Source organism: Streptomyces phytophilus, from assembly GCF_013870535.1.
Taxonomy (GTDB): Bacteria; Actinomycetota; Actinomycetes; order Streptomycetales; family Streptomycetaceae; genus Streptomyces; species Streptomyces phytophilus.
The window spans coordinates 1-3,243 of sequence record NZ_JACBXC010000680.1; the positions used below are offsets into that span (position 1 = coordinate 1).

The window sequence follows — 3,243 nt, forward strand, 5'->3', positions numbered from 1 at the left end:
GCCTGCCGGACGGGGCCAATCTGAACTCGGTGACCTCCGCGGGCGGGAACGCCTGGGCCGTCGGCTCCGACAGCCGCTACGAGGGCATGCCGGACGGCGTCGTGCTGCGGTGGGACGGCCGGCGCTGGCAGAAGGTGGCGGACCCCGCGCTGCCGCCGGTCTACTACTGGTACAGCGTCGACTCCGCCTCGCCGCGCGACGTGTGGGCGTACGGCTGGAACTACGACGACGAGTACGTGGTCCACCACGACGGCCGCGCCTGGGAGCAGGTGCCGGTGCCGGAGCTGCCGGACGGTCCGACCCACGGCGCCGCCCAGATCGCCGCCGAGCGGGACCGGGTGTGGCTGGCGGGCGACCGTTACCTCAGCAGTTACGCGGACGGGGACTGGACCACGCAGCAGTTGCCCGGCGGCGTCGGCATGATGGACGTCGACGCCCGCTCCTCCCGCACCGCATGGGCCGTCGGCGGCTTCTCCTACGCGGGCAAGGAGAGCCGCCCCGTCGTGATGCGCTGGAAGCGCGGCGGCTGGCGGGAGTTCAAGGCGCCCGACGTGCCGGATCTGCGGCTGACCAACGTCCACGTCGTCTCCGAGCGCAGCGTGTGGGCCACCGGCCAGGTGCCCGCGGCCGACGGCCGGGGGTTCGCCGAGCCGCGGGTCCTCCACTACGACGGCCGCCGCTGGCGCGACGTCACCGGCCCGGTCGAAGGGCTCTTCGCCGAGGCCCTCACCGGCGACGGCCGCGGCGGGATCTGGGTCTCCGGCGACCCCTACGGCTGGGAGGGCCCCCCGGTCCTCTGGCACTACGACGGCCGCCGCTGGACCCGGCACGAGGGCGCCATGATCACGGAAGGGGAGACGCAGGGGCACGAGATCGACGACCTGGCGCCGGGCGGCCGGCACGGCGGGCCGTGGGCCGTGGGCAGCTACGCCCACGTGGAGGACCGGACGACGTACCAGCACGAGCTGATCGAGCGGCTGAACCGCCGCTGAGGCGGTAATTCGGTTGCCGTGCCCGGCCGGCCGCTGCTCCACTGGCCGGGCACGGCAGACCCCTGTCCCCGGCAGAGAGAGGAAACGCGCATGCGCGCAGCGTTCATGTCCACCCAGCAGGCCATCGCCACCTACGCAAGGGACATGTCGCTCCGTGCACACGCTGAACCTGGGAATCCTGGCCCATGTCGACGCCGGTAAGACCAGCCTGACCGAGCGGCTGCTGCACGCCGCCGGAGTCATCGAGGAGGTCGGGAGCGTCGACGACGGCAGCACCCGCACCGACTCGCTCGCGCTGGAGCGCCGGCGCGGCATCACCATCAAGTCCGCCGTCGTCTCCTTCGCGCTCGACGGCATCACCGTCAACCTCATCGACACACCCGGCCACCCGGACTTCATCGCCGAGGTGGAGCGCGTGCTGCACGTGCTCGACGGGGCGGTGCTCGTGGTCTCCGCGGTGGAGGGCGTGCAGGCGCAGACGCGCGTACTGATGCGCACGCTGCGCCGCCTGGGCATCCCCGCCCTGGTCTTCGTCAACAAGACCGACCGGCGCGGCGCGCGCGACGACGCGCTGGTGCGCGACATCGCCGCGAAGCTCGCGCCCGGGGCCGTCGCCATGGGCACCGTCGGCCATCTCGGCACCCGCGCCGCCTCGTTCACCCCGTACGGGCCGGGCCACCCGGACCACGCGGCCTTCACCGGCCGGCTGGCCGACGTCCTCGCGGGCCACGACGACGCGCTGCTCGCGGACTACGTCGCCGACGAGGCGGCGGTGACGTACCGCCGGCTGCGCACGAGCCTCGCCGAACAGACCGCCGCCTCGCTGGTGCACCCGGTGTACTTCGGCTCCGCCGCCACCGGCGCGGGCGTCGCCGAGCTGACCGCGGGCATCAGGGAACTGCTGCCGGCGCCCGCGGGCGATCCGGAAGCGCCCGCCGCGGGCACGGTCTTCAAGGTCGAGCGCGGCCCTGGCGGCGAGAAGGTCGCGTACGTGCGGATGCTCGCCGGTGCGGTACGCACCCGCCAGGAGCTGGCGTACGGCGACGGCGACCGCGCCCCCGCGGCGGAGAAGGTCACCGGCGTCGAGGTCTTCGAGCAGGGCGCGGCCGTCACCGCCGCGGAGGCCGGAGCCGGCCGCATCGCCCTGGTCCGGGGCCTGGCCGGGGTGCGCATCGGCGACGCGGTCGGCGCAGCGGCCGGCTCGGCCGTGGGCCGGGCGGCGGAGGCGCGGCGGCACCACTTCGCGCCGCCGACGCTGGAGACGGTGGTGGTGCCGGACCGGGCGGCCGACCGGGGCGCGCTGCACGCGGCGCTTTTCCAGCTCGCCGAGCAGGACCCGCTGATCGCGCTGCGCCAGGACGACATCCGCCGGGAGCTGTACGTCTCGCTCTACGGCGAGGTGCAGAAGGAGGTCATCGGGGCCACGCTCGCCGACGAGTACGGGCTGGCGGTCTCCTTCCGCGAGTCGTCCGTCATCCACGTCGAGCGGCTGGCGGGCAGCGGCTCCGCGTACGAGAAGGGCGACACGGACAGCAACCCGTTCCTGGCCACCGTCGGGCTGCGGGTGGAGCCGGCGCCGCCCGGCACGGGCGTGGTCTTCGCGCTCGGGGTGGAGCTGGGCTCGATGCCGTACGCCTTCTTCAAGGCCGTCGAGGACACGGTCCGGGCGACGCTGCGCCAGGGCCTGTCCGGCTGGGAGGTCCCCGACGCGCGGGTGACCATGACCCACTCCGGCTACTGGCCCCGGCAGAGCCACGCCCACCAGGGCTTCAGCAAGGCGATGTCGAGCACCGGCGCCGACTTCCGCGGTATCACGCCGCTGGTGCTGGCGGATGCGCTGAAGCGGGCGGGTACGCGGGTGCACGAGCCGGTGCAGCGGTTCCGGCTGGAGGCGCCGGAGGACGCGGTGCCCGCGCTGTGGCCGGTGCTCGCGGCGCTTGCGGCGGTGGTCGACGGGCAGGACGCGGGCGGCGGGACCGCGGTGCTGGAGGGCGAGGTGCCGGCGGCGCGGGTGCACGGGCTGGAGCGGCGGCTGCCGGGGCTGACCCGGGGCGAGGGCGTGCTGGAGACCTCCTTCGGCCGCTACCGGGCCGTGCGCGGACCGGCGCCCGCCCGGCCGCGTACCGACGACAACCCGCTGGACCGCAAGGAGTACCTGCTGCACGTCCAGCGGCGGGTGTGAGAGGCGGTACGGGTACGGGGTGGTGGCCTCCCGTACCCGTACCGCGGCTTCGTGCCCCCCGCGGGCCGC

The 3,243-nt window shown here is 74.8% G+C and carries 2 protein-coding genes; both read left to right on the forward strand.

The features are described from left to right. Positions 1-992, forward strand: a 992-nt coding sequence (locus tag H5J30_RS23440) for a hypothetical protein (protein WP_220189270.1), incomplete at its 5' end; no start/stop codon positions are given. 154 nt (positions 993-1,146) lie between these two features. After that, positions 1,147-3,174 carry an elongation factor G gene (locus H5J30_RS23445; protein ID WP_181789356.1) on the forward strand — a complete coding sequence of 676 codons (2,028 nt, stop codon included), beginning with the start codon at positions 1,147-1,149 and terminating at the stop codon, positions 3,172-3,174. The last annotated feature ends 69 nt before the right edge of the window (positions 3,175-3,243 follow it).